The sequence below is a fragment of the Lysobacter arenosi genome, from assembly GCF_016613475.2.
Classification (GTDB): Bacteria; Pseudomonadota; Gammaproteobacteria; order Xanthomonadales; family Xanthomonadaceae; genus Lysobacter_J; species Lysobacter_J arenosi.
The window spans coordinates 2,253,891-2,274,380 of sequence record NZ_CP071517.1; the positions used below are offsets into that span (position 1 = coordinate 2,253,891).

At 67.3% G+C, this 20,490-nt stretch carries 21 protein-coding genes; 5 read left to right on the plus strand and 16 right to left on the minus strand.

Annotated elements, in window-relative coordinates; genetic code table 11:
- Positions 1 to 129 precede the first annotated feature (129 nt).
- From HIV01_RS10535 to HIV01_RS10570, 8 genes are all read right to left on the minus strand, one after another.
- Positions 130 to 1,506 carry a sensor histidine kinase gene (locus HIV01_RS10535; RefSeq protein ID WP_200606950.1) on the minus strand — a complete coding sequence of 459 codons (1,377 nt, stop codon included), beginning with the start codon at positions 1,504 to 1,506 and terminating at the stop codon, positions 130 to 132.
- Positions 1,507 to 1,511: 5 nt separating this feature from the next.
- Positions 1,512 to 2,189 carry a winged helix-turn-helix domain-containing protein gene (locus HIV01_RS10540; protein WP_200606951.1) on the minus strand — a complete coding sequence of 226 codons (678 nt, stop codon included), beginning with the start codon at positions 2,187 to 2,189 and terminating at the stop codon, positions 1,512 to 1,514.
- A gap of 122 nt (positions 2,190 to 2,311) precedes the next feature.
- Positions 2,312 to 2,497, minus strand: a complete 186-nt coding sequence (locus HIV01_RS10545; protein WP_200606953.1) for a hypothetical protein — start codon at positions 2,495 to 2,497, stop codon at positions 2,312 to 2,314.
- Positions 2,498 to 3,029: 532 nt separating this feature from the next.
- Positions 3,030 to 3,731, minus strand: coding sequence for a zinc ribbon domain-containing protein (locus tag HIV01_RS10550; protein ID WP_200606954.1), 702 nt, complete (start codon positions 3,729 to 3,731; stop codon positions 3,030 to 3,032).
- A gap of 205 nt (positions 3,732 to 3,936) precedes the next feature.
- Entirely contained in the window at positions 3,937 to 5,427 is a 1,491-nt protein-coding gene (gene trpE, locus HIV01_RS10555; RefSeq protein WP_200606955.1) for an anthranilate synthase component I, read from the minus strand.
- A gap of 145 nt (positions 5,428 to 5,572) precedes the next feature.
- Positions 5,573 to 6,046 carry a ribonuclease E activity regulator RraA gene (gene rraA, locus HIV01_RS10560; RefSeq protein WP_158733909.1) on the minus strand — a complete coding sequence of 158 codons (474 nt, stop codon included), beginning with the start codon at positions 6,044 to 6,046 and terminating at the stop codon, positions 5,573 to 5,575.
- On the minus strand, positions 6,043 to 6,720 hold the full coding sequence (gene rpe, locus HIV01_RS10565; RefSeq protein ID WP_200606956.1) for a ribulose-phosphate 3-epimerase: 678 nt from the start codon (positions 6,718 to 6,720) through the stop codon (positions 6,043 to 6,045). Before rpe ends, rraA begins: the two co-directional genes overlap by 4 nt.
- Positions 6,721 to 6,827: 107 nt before the next feature.
- Positions 6,828 to 7,163, minus strand: a complete 336-nt coding sequence (locus HIV01_RS10570; RefSeq protein ID WP_200606957.1) for a J domain-containing protein — start codon at positions 7,161 to 7,163, stop codon at positions 6,828 to 6,830.
- A 186-nt stretch (positions 7,164 to 7,349) separates the two neighbouring features.
- Here HIV01_RS10570 and HIV01_RS10575 point away from each other — a divergent pair, with 186 nt between their 5' ends.
- The 4 genes from HIV01_RS10575 to HIV01_RS10590 all read left to right on the plus strand — a co-directional run bounded on the left by HIV01_RS10575 (position 7,350) and on the right by HIV01_RS10590 (position 10,147).
- The gene (locus tag HIV01_RS10575) at positions 7,350 to 8,297 is read left to right on the plus strand and encodes a phosphoribosylaminoimidazolesuccinocarboxamide synthase (protein WP_200606958.1); all 948 of its coding nucleotides are present in this window, start codon (positions 7,350 to 7,352) and stop codon (positions 8,295 to 8,297) included.
- Between the two features lie 3 nt (positions 8,298 to 8,300).
- Positions 8,301 to 8,639 carry a DMT family transporter gene (locus HIV01_RS10580; protein WP_200606959.1) on the plus strand — a complete coding sequence of 113 codons (339 nt, stop codon included), beginning with the start codon at positions 8,301 to 8,303 and terminating at the stop codon, positions 8,637 to 8,639.
- A 31-nt stretch (positions 8,640 to 8,670) separates the two neighbouring features.
- Entirely contained in the window at positions 8,671 to 9,177 is a 507-nt protein-coding gene (locus HIV01_RS10585; RefSeq protein ID WP_200606960.1) for an Mpo1 family 2-hydroxy fatty acid dioxygenase, read from the plus strand.
- A gap of 82 nt (positions 9,178 to 9,259) precedes the next feature.
- On the plus strand, positions 9,260 to 10,147 hold the full coding sequence (locus tag HIV01_RS10590) for a DMT family transporter (RefSeq protein WP_200606961.1): 888 nt from the start codon (positions 9,260 to 9,262) through the stop codon (positions 10,145 to 10,147).
- Positions 10,148 to 10,164: 17 nt separating this feature from the next.
- On the opposite strand, the gene HIV01_RS10595 is transcribed toward HIV01_RS10590, so the two are convergent.
- The 6 genes from HIV01_RS10595 to hppD all read right to left on the minus strand — a co-directional run bounded on the left by HIV01_RS10595 (position 10,165) and on the right by hppD (position 16,561).
- Complete coding sequence (locus HIV01_RS10595; protein WP_200606962.1) at positions 10,165 to 11,037, minus strand: NAD-dependent epimerase/dehydratase family protein; 873 nt, start codon at positions 11,035 to 11,037, stop codon at positions 10,165 to 10,167.
- 3 nt (positions 11,038 to 11,040) lie between these two features.
- Complete coding sequence (gene nhaA / locus HIV01_RS10600; RefSeq protein WP_200606963.1) at positions 11,041 to 12,282, minus strand: Na+/H+ antiporter NhaA; 1,242 nt, start codon at positions 12,280 to 12,282, stop codon at positions 11,041 to 11,043.
- Positions 12,283 to 12,336: 54 nt separating this feature from the next.
- Positions 12,337 to 13,293, minus strand: coding sequence for a sodium:calcium antiporter (locus HIV01_RS10605; RefSeq protein WP_200608465.1), 957 nt, complete (start codon positions 13,291 to 13,293; stop codon positions 12,337 to 12,339).
- 80 nt (positions 13,294 to 13,373) lie between these two features.
- Complete coding sequence (locus HIV01_RS10610; protein ID WP_200606965.1) at positions 13,374 to 14,000, minus strand: hypothetical protein; 627 nt, start codon at positions 13,998 to 14,000, stop codon at positions 13,374 to 13,376.
- 92 nt (positions 14,001 to 14,092) lie between these two features.
- Entirely contained in the window at positions 14,093 to 15,391 is a 1,299-nt protein-coding gene (gene hmgA / locus HIV01_RS10615) for a homogentisate 1,2-dioxygenase (RefSeq protein WP_200606967.1), read from the minus strand.
- 75 nt (positions 15,392 to 15,466) lie between these two features.
- Complete coding sequence (hppD, locus tag HIV01_RS10620) at positions 15,467 to 16,561, minus strand: 4-hydroxyphenylpyruvate dioxygenase (RefSeq protein WP_245156778.1); 1,095 nt, start codon at positions 16,559 to 16,561, stop codon at positions 15,467 to 15,469.
- A 103-nt stretch (positions 16,562 to 16,664) separates the two neighbouring features.
- Here hppD and HIV01_RS10625 point away from each other — a divergent pair, with 103 nt between their 5' ends.
- Positions 16,665 to 17,177 (plus strand): MarR family winged helix-turn-helix transcriptional regulator, encoded by a 513-nt coding sequence (locus HIV01_RS10625; protein ID WP_200606969.1) that lies wholly within the window; start codon positions 16,665 to 16,667, stop codon positions 17,175 to 17,177.
- Between the two features lie 3 nt (positions 17,178 to 17,180).
- Here the strand turns inward: HIV01_RS10625 and HIV01_RS10630 are convergent, their stop codons facing one another.
- Together HIV01_RS10630 and HIV01_RS10635 are read right to left on the minus strand one after the other, a co-directional pair.
- Positions 17,181 to 18,689: a M14 family metallopeptidase gene (locus tag HIV01_RS10630; RefSeq protein ID WP_200606971.1), complete on the minus strand. Its 1,509-nt coding sequence runs from the start codon at positions 18,687 to 18,689 to the stop codon at positions 17,181 to 17,183.
- Between the two features lie 184 nt (positions 18,690 to 18,873).
- Positions 18,874 to 20,418 (minus strand): peptide MFS transporter, encoded by a 1,545-nt coding sequence (locus HIV01_RS10635; RefSeq protein ID WP_200606972.1) that lies wholly within the window; start codon positions 20,416 to 20,418, stop codon positions 18,874 to 18,876.
- Positions 20,419 to 20,490: the final 72 nt, after the last annotated feature.

Here is a 20,490-nt window from a genome sequence, read left to right on the forward strand (position 1 = left end):
GGGGATCGCAAAGCGGGCACGCGTCTTCGCCCACGCCGCAGGCGTGTTGGCGAAATTCCAGGCAGTTCAATGAATTCAACGCAGCCACTCTAGCGTGGCGGCCAGAGCGGTCTCGCGCGAAAGCCGACGTTACCAGGCCGAATCAGTGTGAATGGGCGGCAGCAGCACCTGCACGCGCAGTCCGGGTGCCTGATCGAGCAGTACGATCCGACCGCCGTGCCGATGCACGATCGCCCGCACGAGGCTCAGGCCCAGGCCGCTGCCTGGAGAACCGCGGTGGCTCTCCAGGCGCTGGAAGCGATCGAACACGCGTTCGCGTTCGGCCGCGGGAATGCCGGGACCCTGGTCGTCGATCTGCAGCAGCGCGCCCTGCGGCGTCGCCTGCAGGCGGACGTCGACCGCGCTGTCCCCGGGTGCGTACTTGAGCGCGTTGTCGAGCAGGTTGACCAGCAGCTGGAACAACTGGTCGCGATCGCCGCGCACCTGCGTGGGCTGCAGGTCCGCATGCAGGCGGATGCCGCGTTCGCCGGCGCTGGGCGTATACAGCTCGACCGCGTCGGCCACCAGCGCCGCCAGTTCCAGCTGCGGTTCATCCTGCGCCGGTGCCTGTGCTTCGATGCGGGCCAGCCACAGCAACGAGGCGAAGGTGCGCAGCAGCTGGTCGGTTTCGGCCACCGCCGCGTCCAGCGCCGCATCGCGCCCGGGGTCGCCCGGCTGCCGGCGCAACTCTTCCAGGCCGTTGCGCAACCGGGTCAGCGGCGTGCGCAGGTCGTGGGCGATGTGGTCGGTGGCATGGCGCACGCCGCCGAGCAGGTCCTCGATGCGGTCGAGCATGCCGTTGAAGCGTCGCGCCAGTCGATCGAACGCGTCGTCGCTGCCGTCGAGGGGGACGCGCAGCGCAAGTTCGCCGCCACCGACCCGCTCGGCGGTCGCATCGAGGCTGCGCAGGCGCCCGGACACCCAGCGCGAGGTCAGCCAGCCGACCAGCGCGCCCAGGGTTGCGGCGACCAGTAATGCCGCCAGCGCGGTGCGCAGCATCAGGGCGAGGAAGCGGTCCTGCGAATGCAGCCGCAGGCCGACCAGCAGCGTGCTGCCGTCGGCCAGCGGTTGCAGGTGGGCGATGACGCGGCGGTGGCCGTCGGAGTCGCCGGCATCGGCGGCGTCGAAGGTGATCCAGCGCGCGGCGGTCGTCGCATGCGCCTGCATGCCGGTAGTCGCCACTACCGCGCGTCCGTCGCGATTGAACAGCGCGTAGACCGCATCGGGATCCTCAGGGGCGGCGATGCGGCCCTGCAATTCCTCGACGAGGGCAGCGCTACCGCTGTCGCGTTGAACCTCGGCAAGACCGGATGCATCGGTGCGCACCAGTTCGCGCGCATCCTGCAGCAGCAAGGTCGACACGGCCAGGTACACACCCGCGCCGAGCAGCACGAAGGCGATCAGGAACGAGGCCATCACCGCCAGCGCCAACCGCGCGCTGGTGGATCGCAGCCACGGCATCGCCATCGGCGTCACTCGCCCAGCCGGTAGCCGGCGCCACGCACGGTATGCAGCAGCGGCGAGTCGAAGCCGTGGTCGATCTTCTGCCGCAGCCGGCTGATGTGCACGTCGATGACGTTGGTCTGCGGGTCGAAGTGGTAGTCCCATACCGCTTCGAGCAGCATGGTGCGGGTGACGACGCGCCCGGCCTGGCGCATCAGGTATTCGAGCAGGCGGAACTCGCGCGGCTGCAGTTCGATGTGCTTGTCGCCGCGCTGCGCGCCGCGTCCGAGCAGGTCCAGTTCCAGGTCGGCCACGCGCAGGCGGGTGGGTTCGCGCTCCTGTCCGTCGCGGCCACGACGGACGATGCTGTCCAGGCGCGCGCTCAGTTCGGAATAGGCGAACGGTTTGACCAGGTAGTCGTCGGCGCCGGCGCGCAGGCCTTCGACGCGATGCTCGACTTCACCCAGTGCGGTGAGCAGGAGCAGTGGGGTCGGATTGCCGGCACCGCGCAGTGTCTGCAGCAGCACCAGGCCGTCGACCAGCGGCAGCATGCGGTCGAGCACGATCGCGTCGTATTTTTCGGTGGTGGCCAGGAACAGTCCCTGGCGTCCGTCGTTGGCGTGGTCGATGGCGTGTCCGTCCTCGCGCAGCCCCTTGGCGATGAAGGCGGCGGTGTGGGGATCGTCTTCGACCAGCAGGACTCGCATTCGGCTCGGCTCCGGCAACGCGAAAAAGGATACCCCGCCGAAGCACCTCGACGGGGTATCCGCCCGCTTGCACACGGGCTCCGGGGGGATCGTTGTTCGGTGGAAGGGGACGTCGCTGCCGGTCAGCTCTTCTTGCCGTCGCTGGCCTTCTGGGCGTTCTTGTCGATCTTGCTGTCGGCCTTGGCGTGCTTGTGCTTGCTGACGCTGGTCTTGGCCGGAGCCGCCGGGGTGGTGGCCGGGGTGGCGGCGAGCGCGGAACCTGCGAGTGCGGTCAGGGCGAGGGCGATCAGGGGCTTGCGGATGTTCATGGTGTCGTGACTCCTGGACTGGGTACGTTGACGAGGTACGTGGTGGGAATCTCTCTTGTCGGTGGGGTCACTCCCCATCGCAGGTACAGATTGCGCGCGCCCGCTTCTCCACGATCTTTCCGGAGCATGAACAATTGGTAATGTTTGGCCCGCCGCCCCATCGCCGGCGAACGCCGGGATTCATTTTGACGTTGACGTTGGCCGGGGGCTTCTGACTTCGGAGCGGCGTCGTCCGCAGGGGCGGGGAGTGCTCCGTCCCTTAGTCAGACATCCTGTCTGATGCGGGACGCGGGACATCCATGTCCCGCTGCTCCGCACTCCCCGCCCCTGCGGACAACGCTCTGGCGAGTGGCTGCACGGTCTTCGGGAGGAAACAAGCAACGACGCTGGGTTCCCGCCTGCGCGGGAATGACGGGCAGCTCAAAACTCGCCGTCATCCCCGCGCAGGCGGGGATCCAAGGACGTTGCTTTGGTAGACCGAGGCAGAGTCAAACTGGATCCCGGCGTTCGCCGGGACGACGGCGCGTGCGAATCAACCCACCCCACTGCCCCTGCGAATCGGAACCGGCGCCGTCGCAATGCGTCCCTTCAGATCCGTCATCGTCCCCGGCAACACCACCAGGTACGAGATCAATTGCTCCGCCAACTCCAGCAGCAGATCCGCACTGACCTTGTCGATCGTCGCCTCATCCTCGAACTGACGACCAAAGGTTCCGCTGGGCGCCAGCAACTGCGCGATGTCCTGCAACGGCCGCGACAGATCCATCTCCTTCGGCAGCGCCTCAAGGTTCTGGGTCAAGGACTGATCGCGCTTGTCCTCGCTGACCAGGCGCGCCGCCAGCCCGCCCAGCAGATGCCGCACTGTCAGCGCGGTCGCACCCCACTCGGCGCGGTTGTAGAGCTTCAACGCGGATTCGTAACTGCGTGCCAACGGCGCCGACAGGTTCTGCAGATGCTCCACGCCCGACATCGGCTCGCGGCCGGCCGGCCCCGGATAGCAGAACAATCCGCCTTCCTTGCGTGTGCTGTCAGCCTCCAGCAACTGCACGAACAGCACTTCTTCCTCGCAGCGCGCACAGGTCAGTTCGCTGGCGGCCAGTTGCCGCCCGTGCTCCTGCCATGTCTTGGCCTCGAAAACCGCCTCTTTCAGGCAGTTCGGGCAGATCATTTCCACCGTACGCGGGAACGTATTCGAAAACCGGGATTGAACGAGGTTGTCCTGGACGAGTTGCATCGCCGCCTCCTGCCCGTTGGCCTGCTCCCGTTGATGTGAGTCCCCGGGGACGCATCCCCAAGGCCTTGAACCCCACCGCTCATCACACGACCACTGAATACCGGTTCGTTTGTGAATAAAACGTTGTGATCGCGCCATCGAGGACAGCGCGAAGCGGGATTTTTCGAAGATGAATCGACTCAGGCCGAGCAGGCAGCGACGCGCGTCACAATCCCTTGGCCGCTTCCGCCACGGCGCGGAACAACGCGCGCCCCTTGTTCATCGTCTCCTCCCACTCCTTGGCGGGGTCGGAGTCGTAGACGATGCCGGCACCGGCCTGCACGTGCAGGCGTCCGTCCTGGATGACGGCGGTGCGGATGGCGATCGCGGTGTCGGCGTCGCCATTCCAGCCCAGGTAGCCGATCGAACCGGCGTAGACGTTGCGCTTGATCGGTTCGAGCTCGCGGATCACTTCCAGCGCGCGGATCTTGGGCGCGCCGCTGACCGTGCCGGCCGGGAAGGTCGCGCGCAGCACGTCGGCATAACTCAGGCCAGGTTTCAGCGTGCCGGTGACTTCGCTGACGATGTGCATGACGTGGCTGTAGCGCTCGATCACGAACTGCTCGCCGACCTGCACCGTACCCGGCTCCGACACCCGTCCGGCGTCGTTGCGGCCGAGGTCGATCAGCATCAGGTGCTCGGCGCGCTCCTTCGGGTCTGCCAACAGCTCGGCCTCGAGCGCGGCATCCTCTTCCGGCGTGGCGCCGCGCGGGCGCGTGCCGGCAATCGGACGCACGGTGATCTGGCCGTCCTGCAGGCGCACCAGGATCTCCGGCGAACTGCCGACCACCTGGGTGCCGCCGACATCGAGGAAGTACATGTACGGCGAGGGATTGAGCGCGCGCAGCGCGCGGTACACGTCCACCGGTCGCGCCAGGAACGGCACCGACAGGCGCTGGCTCAGCACCACCTGGAAGATGTCGCCGGCGCGGATGTATTCCTTCGATTTCTCGACCGCGGCGATGAAGCCCTCGCGGGTGAAGCCGGAAACGAAATCGGCCTCGTCCAGCGCGCGCCCTTCCAGCGTCTCCGGGTAGCCCGGGCCGCCCTGGCGCAAACGATGCACCAGTTCGTCGAGGCGACGGTTGGCGCGGGCCAGGGCGCGCGGCTCCTGCGGGTCGGCGTGGACGATCAGGTACAACCGCCCCTTGAGGTTGTCGAACACCGCCAGCTCGTCGCTCTGCATCAGCAGGATGTCGGGTGTGCCCAGTTCGTCGGGCTTGTGCGCGCCGTCTTTTTCCGGACCGGCCAGGCGCGGCTCGATGTACTGGATGCACTCGAAACCGAACCAGCCGACCAGGCCACCGGTGAAGCCGGGCAATCCCGGAATCTTCGGCACGCTGTGCTCCGCGCGCAGCCGTTCGACTTCGGCGAAGGGGTCGTCGACGACGCGGCTTTCGACCAGCTCGCCGTCTTCGGTCACGAACAGCGTGTGCCCGGCGAAGGCGTACACGCGCTGCGCCGGCAGGCCGATGATCGAATAACGGCCGAAGCGTTCGCCACCCTCGACCGATTCGAACAGGTAGGTGTGCGGGCCGTCGGCAAGCTTGAGGTAGACCGACAGCGGCGTATCGAGATCGCTCAGGACCTCGCGTACGACCGGAATGCGGGTGTGGCCGTCAGCGGCCTGCTGCTGGAACTGTTCGGGAGAGGTCACGCAGAGATTCCTTGGAACCGGTCATCCGGATGTCATCGTTGGTCCGGAACATGGGAGGCCATATCAGGGACGACGGGCGGAGGCGGGATTGCCTCCAATCTTCCGCGGCAAGCCAGCAATGGCTTGCCGCTTTTCATTTGCGCGCTCAGCGCAGGTCGGTATCGGCCACGACCACGCCATCCTCGTCCGCGCACAGCCAGTCGCCCGGACGGATCCGGATGCCGCCGAATTCCACGTCGACATCGCGCTCGCCCTCGCCCAGCTTGTCGGTCTTGCGCGGGCACACGCCCAGCGCCTTGACGCCCAGGTTGAGCCCGCCGATCGCGCCGCTGTCGCGGATCACGCCGAACACCACCACGCCGGCCCAGCCGTTCTCGGCGGCCTTGGCGGCGAGCAGGTCGCCGAGCATCGCGCGCCGGGTCGACCCGCCGGCGTCGACCACCAGCACCCTGCCCTGCCCCGGCTCGGCCACCGCTTCGCGCACGCGCGAGTTGTCCTCGTCGGCCCGGATCGTGCTGACCAGGCCGTTGAAAGCCAGGCGCCCGCCGAAGTCGCGCAGCGGCAGGTCGAGCACGCGCACCTGCGCGTCATGGAGATCGCACAGGTCGCAGGTGTTCATCCGGTCCTCACTCCTTTGACGGCCGCTTTCATCTTGCCGATCACGTCGGCGTAGTCGGGTGCATTGAAGATCGCCGAACCGGCGACGAAGGTATCGGCGCCCGCGGCGGCGATCTCGGCGATGTTGTCCGCCTTGACGCCGCCGTCGATTTCCAGCCGGATCGGCTTGCCGGTGCGGTCGATCATCTGGCGCACGCGGCGCAGCTTTTCCAGCGCCGACGGAATGAAGCTCTGCCCGCCGAAGCCCGGATTGACCGACATCAGCAGCACCATGTCGAGGTCCTCAAGCACCCAGTCCAGCACGTCGATGGGCGTGGCCGGGTTGAGCACCAGGCCAGCCTGGCAGCCATGCGACTTGATCAGCTGCACGGTGCGGTGCACGTGCGCGCTGGCTTCGGGGTGGAAGCTGATCATGCTGGCGCCGGCCTTGGCGAAATCCGGAACGATGCGATCGACCGGCTCGACCATCAGGTGCACGTCGATGGGAGCCGTCACGCCATGCTTGCGCAGCGCCTCGCAGACCAGCGGGCCGATGGTGAGGTTGGGCACGTAATGGTTGTCCATCACGTCGAAGTGGACCCAGTCGGCGCCGGCGGCGAGCACGTTGTCGACCTCCTCGCCGAGTCGGGCGAAGTTGGCCGAAAGGATGGACGGGGCGATGACGGTCGATTGCATGGGAGGTCCTGTTGCCTTGAGTCTGCCTGCTCCCCGGCGGTCGGGGGAAGGCTTGGGGACAGCTCGGGAAGGGCCAGTCGTTCTGCCCGCTCCCGCGAGCGGGAGGCTTACCTGCGCTGGCGCAGGGTCTTGATGCGGTCGTAGGCCTGGTTGATCTCGCGGGCCCGGGCCTCGGCCTGCTGGCGCAGCTCGGCGGCGGCGCCGGCCATCCGGTCGGGGTGGTATTGGGAGATCAGCCGCCGGTAGGCCTGGTCGACCTCGGCGTCGGAGGCGTCGGAGGTCAGGCCCAGGGCGGCATACGGGTTGTCCCGGCGCAGCCTGAACCAGTCGATGTCAAAGGCATGCCCGATCAGCAGCCCCACCAGGGCGCCGAACAGCGGGTTGGTGCGGAACAGGGCGGCTCCGGCGAAGAAGCCCAACAACTTGCCGTACCAGCGTTTCATCGTCCTCCCCGCGACCCCGCAGGCCGCCTTCCCGGACACCCGTCCAGACCGGGCGCCAGTGTACCTGCACGTCGTGCCAAGCCGGCGTACACTGGCCGGCCCTGTCGCGCGCATGCGCGGGCTCCTGGCAGAGTTCCAGGCTGAGGTGTGCGGCGGGGCCTGCGTGCGTATCCAGAGGGTTTTGCGTTGTCCACGACACTGCTGCAATCCGACCTGCCGGGCCTGAGCCTGCGCCACCGCGGCAAGGTCCGCGACGTGTTCGACCTGCCTGCCGAGCGGCTTCCCGCCGGTGCCGGCGAATGCCTGCTGATGGTCGCCACCGATCGCCTGTCCGCCTTCGACGTGGTCCTGCCCGACCCGATCCCGGGCAAGGGCGAGATGCTCTGCCAGATCAGCAACTTCTGGTTCGGCAAGACCGAACACATCATCCGCAACCACCTCACCGGCATTGATGTCGCGTCGGTGCTGCCGGCCGGTGTCGACACCGCGCTGTACGCCAGGCGCGCAGTGGTGACCCGTCGCCTGAAACCGGTGCCGATCGAGTGCATCGCGCGCGGTTACCTCATCGGCAGCGGCTGGAAGGACTACCAGCGCACCGGTCGCGTCAGCGGCATCGCCCTGCCCGACGGCCTGCGCCAGGCGGAGATGCTGCCCGAGCCGATCTTCACTCCGTCGACCAAGGCCGCCGTCGGCGACCACGACGAGAACATCGATTTCGACACGGCCGTGCGCACCGTCGGTGCCGACCTGGCCGAACAGGTGCGCGACGCGACGCTGCGCCTGTACAAGTACGCCCGCGACCACGCCGCGCAGCGCGGCATCATCCTCGCCGACACCAAGTTCGAGTTCGGCCTCGACGCGGACGGTCGCCTGTACGTGATGGACGAGATGCTCACGCCGGACTCGTCGCGCTACTGGCCGGCCGACCAGTACGAAGTCGGCACCAGCCCGCCGAGCTACGACAAGCAGTTCGTGCGCGACTATCTGGAAACGCTCGGCTGGGACAAGACCCCGCCCGGCCCGGCGCTGCCGGCGTCGGTAATCGAGCGCACCCGCGCCAAGTACGCCGAGGCGCTGCAGAAGCTGGCCGGCATCAGCATCGACGCTGCCGAACCAGCCAGCACGGTCGGCTGAGCCATGGCCTCCAAGGGCCTGCTCTACCTCGCCGGCGCGATTGCTGCCGAAGTGGTCGCGACCAGCGCGTTGAAGGCCTCGGAGGGGTTCACCCGAACGGGGCCGTCGATCGTGGTGGCCGTCGGCTACGGCATCGCCTTCTACCTGCTGTCGCTGACGCTGAAGACCATCCCGGTCGGGCTGGCCTATGCGATCTGGTCCGGGGTCGGGGTGGTGCTGATCGCCCTGATCGGCTGGCTGGTGCTGAAACAGCCGCTGGATGCCGCCGGCATGGTCGGCATCGGCCTGATCGTGGCCGGCGTGCTCGTGATCCAGCTATTCTCCCATTCGGCCCCGCATTGAGCGCCGGCCGAGCGCGCCTGGGAGGGACGCCATGAACACCGCAGCCGACTCGACGACCGGGTCATCGCAACGACAGATTGATCAATGGTTCGCCAACTACTCCGGCGACCATCGCAATGCCACCAACCAGCTCATCCACGTGATCTGCGTACCGGCGATCCTGTGGAGCGTGATCGCGCTGCTGTGGTGCATCCCCGCGCCGGGCACGCTGTTCCGCGCCGGCTTCTGGGCCGGGCTGGCGATGCTGGCCAGCGTGCTCTTCTACTACAAGGCTTCGCGTGCCCTCGGCCTGGGCATGGCCGCGGTCTACGTGGTGATGGGCCTGGCGACGCGCTGGATCCACGACAGCTATGGCACCACCACGCTGCTGTGGCTGGGCGTGGGCGTGTTCGTGGTCGCCTGGGTCGGCCAGTTCATCGGCCACAGCAAGCTGTTCGAGGGCAAGCGCCCGAGCTTCTTCACCGACCTGCGCTATCTGCTGATCGGTCCGGCCTGGGTGCTGGCGAAGCTGTACCGGAAGCTGGGCTGGTCGTACTAGCCCACCCCTTCAACGTCATCCCCGCGAAAGCGGGGATCCATGGAAAGACCGACGTCACGCGCGCGGCAATGATGGAACACGCATGACCCCGCGCGATCTCGTCCTCGTCCTGATCGTCGTCGTCGCCTGGGCGGTCAACTTCCTGACCTCCGCGCTGGCGATGCGCGAGATCCCGCCGTTCCTGTTCACGGCACTGCGCTTCGCCCTGCTGGCGCTGCCGCTGGTGTGGCTGCTCAAGCGGCCGGCGCCGGGCCAGTGGCCGCGCCTGGTCGCGGTATGCCTGTGCATCGGCGTGCTGCACTTCGGCCTGAGCTTCACCGCGCTGAAGCTCGCTGGCGACCTGTCGTCACCGGCGATCGTGATGCAGAGCTACGTGCCGATGACGACGCTGCTGGCGTGGTGGTGGCTGGGCGAACGCTTCGCCTGGCGCACCGGCCTGGCCATCGCTGTCAGCTTTGCCGGCGTGCTGGTGCTGGGCTTCGACCCGATCGTGCTCGACCGGCCAATGGCATTGGTGCTGATGTTGATCTCGGCCGCCTTCCTGGCCGTGGGCACGGTGCTGATGAAGGGGCTGCGCGGACTCGACGTGGTCAGCCAGCAGGGTTGGACAGCGGTGTTCAGCGTGGTGCCGCTGGTGGCGATCAGCGCCTGGCTGGAGCCGGGTTCCATTGCGCAGTTGCCCAATGTCAGCTGGGTCGGCTGGGCTGGCGCGGTCTACGCCGCCTTCGTGTCATCGCTGCTCGGCCACGGCCTGTACTACGTGCTCGTGCAGCGCTACCCGGTCGCGCAGGTGACGCCATGGCTGCTGCTGGTGCCGGTGCTCGCGATCGGCCTGGGCGTCGCCTACTGGGGCGATCGTCCGGGGCCGCGCCTGCTGTTCGGCGGCGCGATGGTGCTGGGCGGCGTGTTGCTGATCGCGCTGCGTGCGCTTCGAAAGGCGCGACCGGTCGCGAGGGCCGAGGAACTGTAGCCGCGAGCTTCGCGGGTTCAAGCCTCGTCGTCGCGCGGCTCGAACATGTCGGCTCGCGGATGGAACAGCCGCGGCGAATAACCGAAGTCGCGCTGTGCCGGCGCCATGTCGAACACCAGGTCGCTGCGCATGCGGCGCACCGCCGCCTCGCCCAGTCCGGTCGCGCGACCGGTCATCTCCGCCAGCAGCAGCGCCAGGCTGAACATCGGCGATGGCAGTTCGACCAGCGTCGGCGGCGGCTGCAGGCAAGCCAGCACGCGCGCGACCATGTCGCGGTAGCTCAGCGTTTCGCCGCCCGGCAATGCATAGGCGCGACCATGTGCAGCCGCCACGCCGTGGCATGCGAACGCGGCCGCGGCCAGGTCATCGACATGCACCGGCTGGCGCAGGCCGGTGGCACCACGTGGCAGTGGAAACCGACCCCAGCGCCGCGCGAGATGGGCGATGCGCGTCAACGTGGCATCGCGACCGACGCCGTACACCAGCGTCGGCCGCAACACGGTCGCGGCCGCGTCTCGCGAACCGGCCGTCGCGAACACGCGATCCTCGCCCTCGCGCAGACGCTGGGCGACATCGCGTTCGGCGGCGTCGGCCGAACCGCGCTTGACCTCGACGCTGGTCGACCCAAAGGCTACAACCCGTGCAGCCTCGATCGACGATGCGCCGTACCACTGCGCGAAGGAATCAAGCGGACCGCAGCTGAAAATGGCGTCGACACGGCCGGGCAGGCCATCGACATGGCCAAGGTCTCCGCGCAGCCAGTGCAGGCCGGGCTGGTCCGACTGCGGCGTGCGAGAGACCGCGATCACGCGCCAGCCATCGCCGTGCAGCCGTCCAAGCAATGGAAAGCCGATCTGCCCGCTCGCGCCGAATACCAGTGCCTGGCGCATCGCTCAACCGCCCGCCTGCGTGCGCACCGGCAGCGTGAAGCGCAGCCAGAAGTATCCGAGCAGCGCCGACACCAGCGAGGCGAGCAGCACGCCCAGCACCGCCTCTTCGTAGAGCACCGGATCGCGATAGGCCAGCGAGCCGATGAAAAGGCTCATGGTGAAGCCGATGCCGCACATCACGCCCAGGCCGAGCATCGCGCGCAGATCCATGCCATCCGGGAAGCGAGCCCAACCCAGCGCGCGCATCAGCAACGCGGCAGCCACGATGCCTACCGGCTTGCCGACGAACAGGCCGATCACCACGCCCATCGGCAACGGCGAGAGCATGTCGTCCATGCTCAGTCCACTCAGGACCAGGCCGGCGTTGACGAAGGCGAACAGCGGCAGGATCGCGTAGGCCACCCACGGATGCAGCGCATGTTCGAGCGACTCGAGCGGCGAATGCTCGACCTCGTCGTCGATGCCGTTGTCGCGGCCGACGTGCGGGATCATCAGGCCGGTGACGACGCCGGCAAGCGTGGCATGCACGCCGGACTTGAGCACGCACACCCACAGCACCACGCCCAGCAGCAGGTACGGGGCCAGGCGGCGCACGCCGCGGCGATTGAGCAGGAACATGCCGGCGATGGCCGCACCGGCCCAGGCCAGCGCCACCATCGACAGGCCGTGCGAATAGAACAGCGCGATGATGATGATCGCGATCAGGTCGTCGACCACCGCGATGGTGGACAGCAGCAGCTTCATGCCGCTGGGTACGCGCGAACCGAGCAGGGCCAGCACACCGAGGGCGAAGGCGATGTCGGTTGCCGTCGGCACGGCCCAGCCGCGCATGGCTTGCGCGTTGTCGTGGTTGAAGGCGGTGAACAGCAGCGCCGGCACGGCCACGCCGGCGAAGGCGCAGACCATCGGCAGGATCAGCTGGTCGCGGCTGGCAAGCTGGCCGCTCAGCGACTCGCGCTTGATTTCCAGCGCGACCAGCAGGAAGAAGATCGCCATCAACCCGTCGTTGATCCAAAGCAGCAACGGCTTGGCGATGTCGAGCTCGCCCACGCGCACCTGCACCGGCATGTCGCGGAATGCGTCGTAGGCCGCGGACAGCGGCGAATTGGCCGCGATCATCGCCAGCACCGCGGCACCGATCAGCATGATGCCGCCGGCCGCTTCGAGACGGAAGAATTCGCTCAGGGCGCGCAGTCCGCGCGGCGAGCTCGCGGGCCTGGCGTGGGTGTGGGCGTTTTCGTTCATCGCGGCAGTATAGCGACCGCGCGTGCGTGGCCCGTCAGGGCTGTTCCCTCGGGATCAGCCGCGCAAGACCAGCATCTCGAAGGCCACCCAGGCCAGGAAGGCGATCATCAGCGCCGCGCCTTCGTTCTTGCTCACGCGCAGGTCGCCACGCAGCATCGGATAGAGCATCAGCGCGAACACGCCGGAGGCCGGCAGTTCGAAGCGAACGAACGACTCCGGCAATGCCAGTGAACCGTCGATGACAGCCATGCCGCCAATCACGACAAGCAGGTTGAAAAGGCTGGCGCCGATCACGTGGCCGGCAACGATGTCGCCCTGGCCGCGTCGTGCCGCCGCGATCGCCGCGGCGACTTCAGGCAGTGCCGTGCCGATGGCCACCGGCAACAGGCCGGTCAGCAGCGCTGCCATGCCCAGGCCTTCGCCGATCGTCGGCGCACTGCCCACCACCAGCTTGGAACCGAAATACAGCAGCACTGCCGCGATCGCGAAGCGCAGCAGGTTCAGCCAAAGGTCGCTGCTGGTGCGCGCGAATGCGGCGATGGCATCCTGCAGCTCGGGCGCTTCGCGGCGCGTGCGCGCTGCGGCGAACGCCATCACCGCGACGAAGGCAAGGATCAGGATCAGGCCATCGGTACGCGACAGCACGCCGTCCAGGCCCATCAGCACGACGGCCAGCGTACCGGCGAGCAACATCAACAGCAGCGGCGCCAGCGCGCGCCAGCGCAGCACCACCGGTGCGATCAGCGCAGCGGCGCCGAGGGTGAGACCGAAGTTGGCGACGTTGCTGCCGACGGCATTGCCAAGCGCCAGCGCCGGTTGCCCGCGCAGGATCGCCTGCAGGTTCACCGCCAGCTCCGGCAACGAGGTGCCGAATGCGACCAGGACCAGGCCGGCGACGAATGGCGATGCGCCAATGCGCTGCGCCAGGCCGGAAGCGCCCTTGACGATCGAGTCGCCTCCCAGCGCCAGCAGCACCAGACCCAGTACGAACCAGCCCATGGCTTCAAACATCGCGTCCATCCCCCCGGTGTCAACACGACTCGACCGGCGATTCTATGCCTATACGGCCTGCTCGCGTCCAGCAACGCGTCTCAGGAACAGCCTTCCACGTAATCCACCTGCGGCGGGACACCGATACGCCACGAGCTGACCACACCCTTTGCATCGGTCTCGAAGAGCAGTACGCCCGGCCCACCGCCAGCATCGGCAATGCGCAGGTACTGGCCGCCGTCGACGTACTTGTGCGGTTGTTTGTTGATGCGACCGGCGTAGAGGCGGTCGATGTCCTGGGCGCTCATGCCGACCTTGCCACCGCCCGGCGCCTCGATGTCGACAGCATCGACATCCATGCGCGCGAACTTGTCCTGCTCGATCATGAAGCCCAACCGGTAACCGTTTGCACTGCGTGCTTGCGGCAACAGGTAATAACAGCCGCCCGGTTGCTCGGGCCTGGCGTCGCCCAAGTCGGAGCCCCATGCCATTCGCACCTGCTCGTCAGTGGCGCCGAACGGTGCCGGGCCAAATCCGGCAAAGCCAATCGTGCCTGGCGCCGGCATCGCCGCCCTGACGGGCGAGATGACTTCAGGCGTTGCCGCTGCCGTTGCCGTGGGCGCGACCGTTGCCGTTGGTGCTGCTGTTGCTGACGATGCAGGAGCATCGACCGCGCGTTCGCCGCATGCCGACAGGCCGAACACCAGCAGGGACAACAGCCATTTCACCAGCACTACTCCACAAGCTCACGAGGCAAGTGGGGCAGACTACGCCGCGGCCGTGAACGCAGCGCATAGATGCGCCGCGCCGGCGGGCGCGATCAGTCCGCGCTGAAGTGCTTCTTCAGGCCTGCCCAGCAGGCCTGGTAATCGCGCTGGCGGTGCGTGGCCTGCAATGCCTGCTGCGTCGGCCGGATCACCGCGCGGGTCTCGAACATGAACGCCATGGTGTCGGCGATCACATCCGGCTTGGCCAGGTCGGCGGCGCTGGCCTTCTCGAACGTCGCCGCGTCCGGTCCGTGCCCGCTCATCGAGTTGTGCAGCGAGGCACCACCCGGCGAGAAGCCTTCGGCCTTGGCGTCATAGGCGCCGTGCACCAGGCCCATGAACTCGCTGGCGATGTTGCGGTGGAACCACGGCGGACGGAACGTGTCCTGCGCCACCAGCCAGCGCGGCGGGAAGATCACGAAGTCCAGGTTGCTCGTCCCCGGCGTGTCGCTGGGCGAATGCAGCACCAGGAAGATGCTCGGATCGGGGTGGTCGTAACTGATCGAACCGATGGCGTTGAAGCGGCGCAGGTCGTACTGGCACGGTGCGTAGTTGCCGTGCCATGCCACCACGTCCAGCGGCGAATGGCCGACGTCGGCGCGCCACAGGTGCCCCTGGAACTTGGCGATCAGCTCGAACTCGCCGTCGACGTCCTCGTAGGCGGCGTTGGGCGTGAGGAAGTCGCGCGAGTTGGCCAGTCCGTTGCTGCCGATCGGACCCAGGTCCGGCAACTGCAGCATCGCGCCGAAGTTCTCGCAGACGTAGCCGCGCGCTTCTCCGTCGGGCAGCGACACGGTGAAGCGCACGCCGCGCGGGATCACCGCGATCTGCTGCGGCTCGATCTCGAGCACGCCCATCTCGGTGGCGATCTGCAGGCGTCCCTGCTGCGGCACGATCAGCAGCTCGCCGTCGGCGTCGTAGAAGTAGCGTCCCTGCATGTCGCGGTTGGCGGCGTACAGGTGGATGCCGACGCCATGCTGCCCGGCCGGCGAGCCGTTGCCGGCCATGGTGAACAGACCGTCGACGAAATCGACCGGCTGCTGCGGCATCGGCAGCGGACTCCAGCGCAACTGGTCCGGCGGCACCGGGCCATCGCCGAAGTCGTTGTGGAAGCGTGGCTGCTCGTATGCCGCGAACGTGCCGTGCATGGCCGCCGGGCGGATCCGGTACAGCCAGCTGCGGCGGTTGGCATGGCGCGGCGCGGTGAACGCCGTGCCCGACAGCTGCTCGGCATAGAGACCGTGCGCAACGCGCTGCGGCGAATTGCGCCCCTGCGGCAGCGCGCCGTCGACGGCCTCGCTGGCGAACTCGTTGCCGAAACCGGATTGGTAGCCGTTGCTGCGGATGGTCATGCAGGCGTCGCTTGGTTGAAGCCCCTCTCCCGCCGGAGGGAGAAGGGTTGGGTTGAGGGCGTGAAAAACCGAACCTTACAGCACGCCGCGACGCATCTGGTCGCGTTCGATGCTCTCGAACAGCGCCTGGAAGTTGCCTTCGCCGAAGCCTTCGTTGCCCTTGCGCTGGATGATCTCGAAGAAGATCGGACCGATCGCGTTCTGGGTGAAGATCTGCAGCAGCTTGCGCTGGTGGGTTTCCGGGTCGGCGTCGATCAGGATCTTGTTGCGCGCCAGGCGCGGCACGTCCTCACCGTGGTTGGGCACGCGCTGGTCGATCACGTCGAAGTAGGTCTCGGGCGTGTCGAGGAACTCGACGCCCTGCGCGCGCATCGCCTCGACCGTGTCGTAGATGTTGTCGGTGAAGCAGGCGATGTGCTGGATGCCCTCGCCCTTGTAGGCGTCGAGGTATTCGTTGATCTGCGACTTCGGATCCGACGACTCGTTGAGCGGGATTCGGACGATGCCGTCCGGCGCGGTCATCGCCTTCGACACCAGGCCGGTCTTGGCGCCCTTGATGTCGAAGTAGCGGATCTCGCGGAAGTTGAACAAGCGCTCGTAGTAATCCGACCACTGCTGCATGTTGCCGAAGTACAGGTTGTGGGTCAGGTGGTCGATGAAGGTCAGGCCGAAGCCCTTCGGGTCCTGGTCGGCACCCTGCACCGGCAGGTAGTCGTCTTCGTACATCGAACCGTTGCTGCCGTAGCGGTCGACCAGGTACAGCATGCAGTCGCCGATGCCCTTGACCACCGGCGCATCGACGGCGCGGCTGTCGGCCTTGTCGGTGATCGCTTCGCCGCCGTTGCCGACGACCGCGTTGAACACCTCGGCGCTCGGCTTCTTGAAGCGGATCGCGAAACCGCAGGCGCTGGGACCGTGCTTGGCGGCGAAGTCGGCCGCGAAGCTGTCCGGGTCCTCGTTGACCAGGAAGTTCACCCCGCCCTGGCGGTAGACGGTGATCGGACGGGTCTTGTGGTGCAGCACGGCGGTGAAGCCGAGCTTGCGGAAATAGTCGTGCAGCAGCTCGCCCTGGCCGGCCGGAGCGGCGAACTCGACGAACTCGAAGCCGTCGATGCCGAGCGGATTTTCGAACGTGGTGACTTGCATGCCGAGGTTGGGCTGCACATTCATGGCATTGTTCTCAGGTAGCGGCGACGCCCGCTTGGGGACGGCCTGGATCAGAAGAGGCCGTTATAGTTTCAATTGAAACCATAATCAAGGCCCATCGCAACAAATGAACGACCCCACACCCGTTCAGCGCCCTACCCGCCCCCTGGCGGGCCCCGACCATGCCCAGCTCGACCTGGAGCATTTCCTGCCGTACCGCCTGTCGGTACTGAGCAACCGCGTCAGCGGCACGATCGCGCGCATCTACACCGAGCGCTTCGCCCTGAGCATTACCGAGTGGCGGGTGATGGCCGTGCTCGGGCGCTATCCGGACCTGTCGGCCAACGAGGTTGCCCAGCGCACGGCGATGGACAAGGTCGCCGTCAGCCGCGCGGTCGCCCGCCTGCTCGAAGCCGGGCGCCTGCAGCGCGAGATCCACGGCGACGACCGTCGCCGCTCGGTGCTGCGACTGTCGGAAGCCGGCTACGGGATCTACGACGAGGTCGCGCCGCTGGCGCTCGAGTTCGAGCGCCGTCTGCTGCAGGGCATCGACGATGCCGAGCGGGCGCTGCTGTTCCGCCTGCTCGACCGGCTCGACGAGCTGGAGCTGCGCGCGGACGCGGAGCAGCCGGCACCCTAGGCCTCAGCCGTGCTCGATCGAAACCACCCGCCACGCAGGGAACTCGCTGCCGACGTCGGGCGTATCGATCCAGCCGCACGCCAGCAGCCCGTCGTCGCTGCCGGCCTCGCACAGATACACCGCGACCGCGCCGCGCTGCTGCTCGGTGCGCACGATCGCCCAGCCGGCCGGCAAGGTCCGCTTCTCGCGCCGATACTCGACGGCGAGGAACGGCGTCGCATCGGCTTCGAGGATTTCGCGACCCGCCGATGACTCGTGCGCGGTCACCGTGGCGATCTCGGCGTCGAGCTGCGGCGGCACCGGTGGCCGCTCGATCACCAGGCCATGCCCCTCCAGTCGCGCGGCGACCTCGCCCGGCAGCGCATACGCCAGCGGTCGGCGCACCGACTGCTCGGCGACGAAGCGGCCGATGTAGGGCACCTTCACACTGATCGGCTCGCCTTCGAGCATGTACGGCGCGCGCGTGAGCACTTCGACTTCCAGGTCCTCGAACGCTTCCAGGCGGTAGCGCACCGCAATCTCGTCCGGCGGCATCTCGCAGTTGTCGAGCAGCGCGACGATCTGCGCGCCGTTCGCGGCGACATAGGCCAGTGTTTCGCGGACGAACGCGTAAGTGGTCAGCACCCGCTGTTCGAAGCTGATGTAGGCGTAGGTTTCCAGCAACAGGTCCAGGCGGTTGCACAGGCCGCGGTAGTTGCCACCGAAACGCGGATGGTGGGTGTAGGTGATCCAGCCGCTGCCCTCGCCGCCTTCGTCGCGCAGGAAGTTGCCGTAGTAGAACGTGTCGCGGCCGTCGTTCTCCTTCACCGCCGCGGTCACCGCCGGCAGCAGGTGGTCGCGCATGAACTCGACCGGCTCGCTGCGGCCGCTCAGCGCGGTGTGCGGGATGTCGTAGGTCAGGTCGAAACGGTGGATCGAACCGTTGGTGGCGTGGCAGTCGATGCTCAGGTGCGGATTCCAGGTGTGCATCACCCGCGTCTGCAGCAGCCGCATCTCCGGTGCCTGCTGGCGCATGTAGTCGCGGTTGAGGTTGATGCCGGCGGCGTTCACGCGGGTGCCGACGCCGCTGTCCGGGCCCAGCTGGCCGGTGAAATGGGCGATGTCGAGGCGCCGGTTTTCCGGATCGATGCGCTCGTTGCCGTCGGCATTGAACAGAGGCACCAGGAGCAACGTGATGTGCTCCAGCAGATCGCCGTGCGCGCCGTCGAGCAGGTCACGCACGAACATCAGGCCGGCTTCCTTGCCCTCGACTTCGCCGGCATGGATGCCGCACATCACCAGCACCACGGGCAATCCCAGCTTGCGCGCCTGCTCGGGCTTGGTCACGCCAGTGGCCGAGAGCACCAGCAGCGGCAGCGTGCGGCCTTCCGGGGTCTGGCCGAAATCGGTGACGTGCAGGCGCGGGTCGTTTCGTGCCGCCAGTTCGTCGATGAACGCCATCACGTCGGCATGGCGCGAGGTGAAGGTGTAGTCGCTGCTTTCGGCGCGGGTCAGCGGGGACGGCTGCGGCATGTCGGAGTCCGGCGGAGCGAAGGCAGCTACCTTACGCGGGTGGACCTCAATGGGCCGTCATGGGGGCAAACGAAAACGGCGGCCCGAAGGCCGCCGCTGTCGTTCAAGGCAAGGTGGATCCCGGCTTTCGCCGGGATGACGATTTGGCAAAGCCGTGGCCGCGAGGCGGCCACGGGCCAAATCGTCACTTCACGCCGTGCATCAGCTTCTGCACCAGCGGTGCGATCAGGAACAGCAGCACGCCGGCGCCGACCAGGGCCCAGAAGCCGAAGGTGTAGCCGCTCAGCGCCGAGGCCGTGGTCATGCCGCCTTCGCCGCTGACGTGGCCGGCGAAGATGCCCGACAGGTTGTTGCCGATGCCGGTCGAGAGGAACCAGCCGCCCATGCCGAAGCCGACCAGGCGCAGCGGGGCCAGCTTGGTCACCATCGACAGGCCGATCGGCGACAGGCACAGCTCGCCCACCGACTGGATCCAGTAGACCGCGAACAGGGTCCAGAACGGGATCAGGCCAGCGGCCGTGACCAGCTTCGACAGCGCGAACATCAGCAGCAGGAACGCCAGGCCGTTGAAGATCAGGCCCAGGCCGAACTTGCGCGGGATCGACGGATTGGCGCGACCCAGCTTGACCCAGCCCCAGGCGATCAGCGGCGCCATGGTGATGATCGCCACCGAGTTGACGCTCTGGAACCAGGCAGTCGGGAACACGCGTTCGCCGCTGAGCGAGTAGACCAGGTTGGCCAAGCCGGGACCGAAGATGTCGCGGTCGACGATCTTGTCGGCCAGGAAGGTGAAGGAACTGCCGGCCTGCTCGAAGAACATCCAGAACAGGATGTTGAAGGTGAAGATGATCAGCATCGCGATGCAGCGGTCGCGCTGGACGGCGCCTTCACGGAAGGCCTCGACCAGCAACATGCCGCACAGCGCCAGGAACATCACCGTCAGCACGCCCTGCAGCGCACCGGCGCCCATGGCCAGCAGGAAGTACACGACCGGAATCGCGAACAGCGCGCCGATCAGCACGTACAGCACCTTGCGCTTGTCCGCGCCGTCCACCGGCGGGCGGCCGATGCCTTCCAGGCCGCGGCGGCCGAACCAGAACCACACCAGGCTGATCAGCATGCCGACGCCGGCGGCCATGAACACGACCTTGTAGGCCGGCATGGTGTCGGTGCCGAAGATCTTGCGTGCCAGGTACTGGGTCAGCAGCGGTGCGAGCATCGCGCCGAGGTTGATGCCCATGTAGAAGATGGTGAAGCCCGAGTCGCGACGTTCGTCACCGACGTTGTAGAGCTTGCCCACCATCGTCGAGATGTTCGGCTTGAACAGGCCGTTGCCGACCACGATCGTGGCCAGGCCGAGCTTGAAGATGGCCTCGTTGGGCAGCGCGATCATGAAAAGGCCGGCGGCCATGATCACCGCGCCGAGCAGGATCGACCGCTGGTAGCCCAGCACCCGGTCGGCTATGTAGCCGCCGAAGATCGCCGCGGCGTACACCAGCGCCAGGTAGGCGCCGTAGACGCGGTTGGCCGGGGCTTCGCCGGCGGCATCGCCACCGTAGAACTGGGCGACGATGTACAGCACCAGCGCCCAGCGGATTCCGTAGAACGCGAAGCGCTCCCAGAACTCCGTCATGAAGAGCATCCACAGCGGCTTGGGATGCCCCAGGGTCTGCTTGAAGTCTGGAATCGGCGCGGCCTGGCCGGGCGTAGGTATAGCGGTTCCGCTCATGCGGTATCCCCTGGAAATCGATACAAGTACTGAAAGGAAAAAACCCACGCCGGCTGGCACGGGACCGGGGAG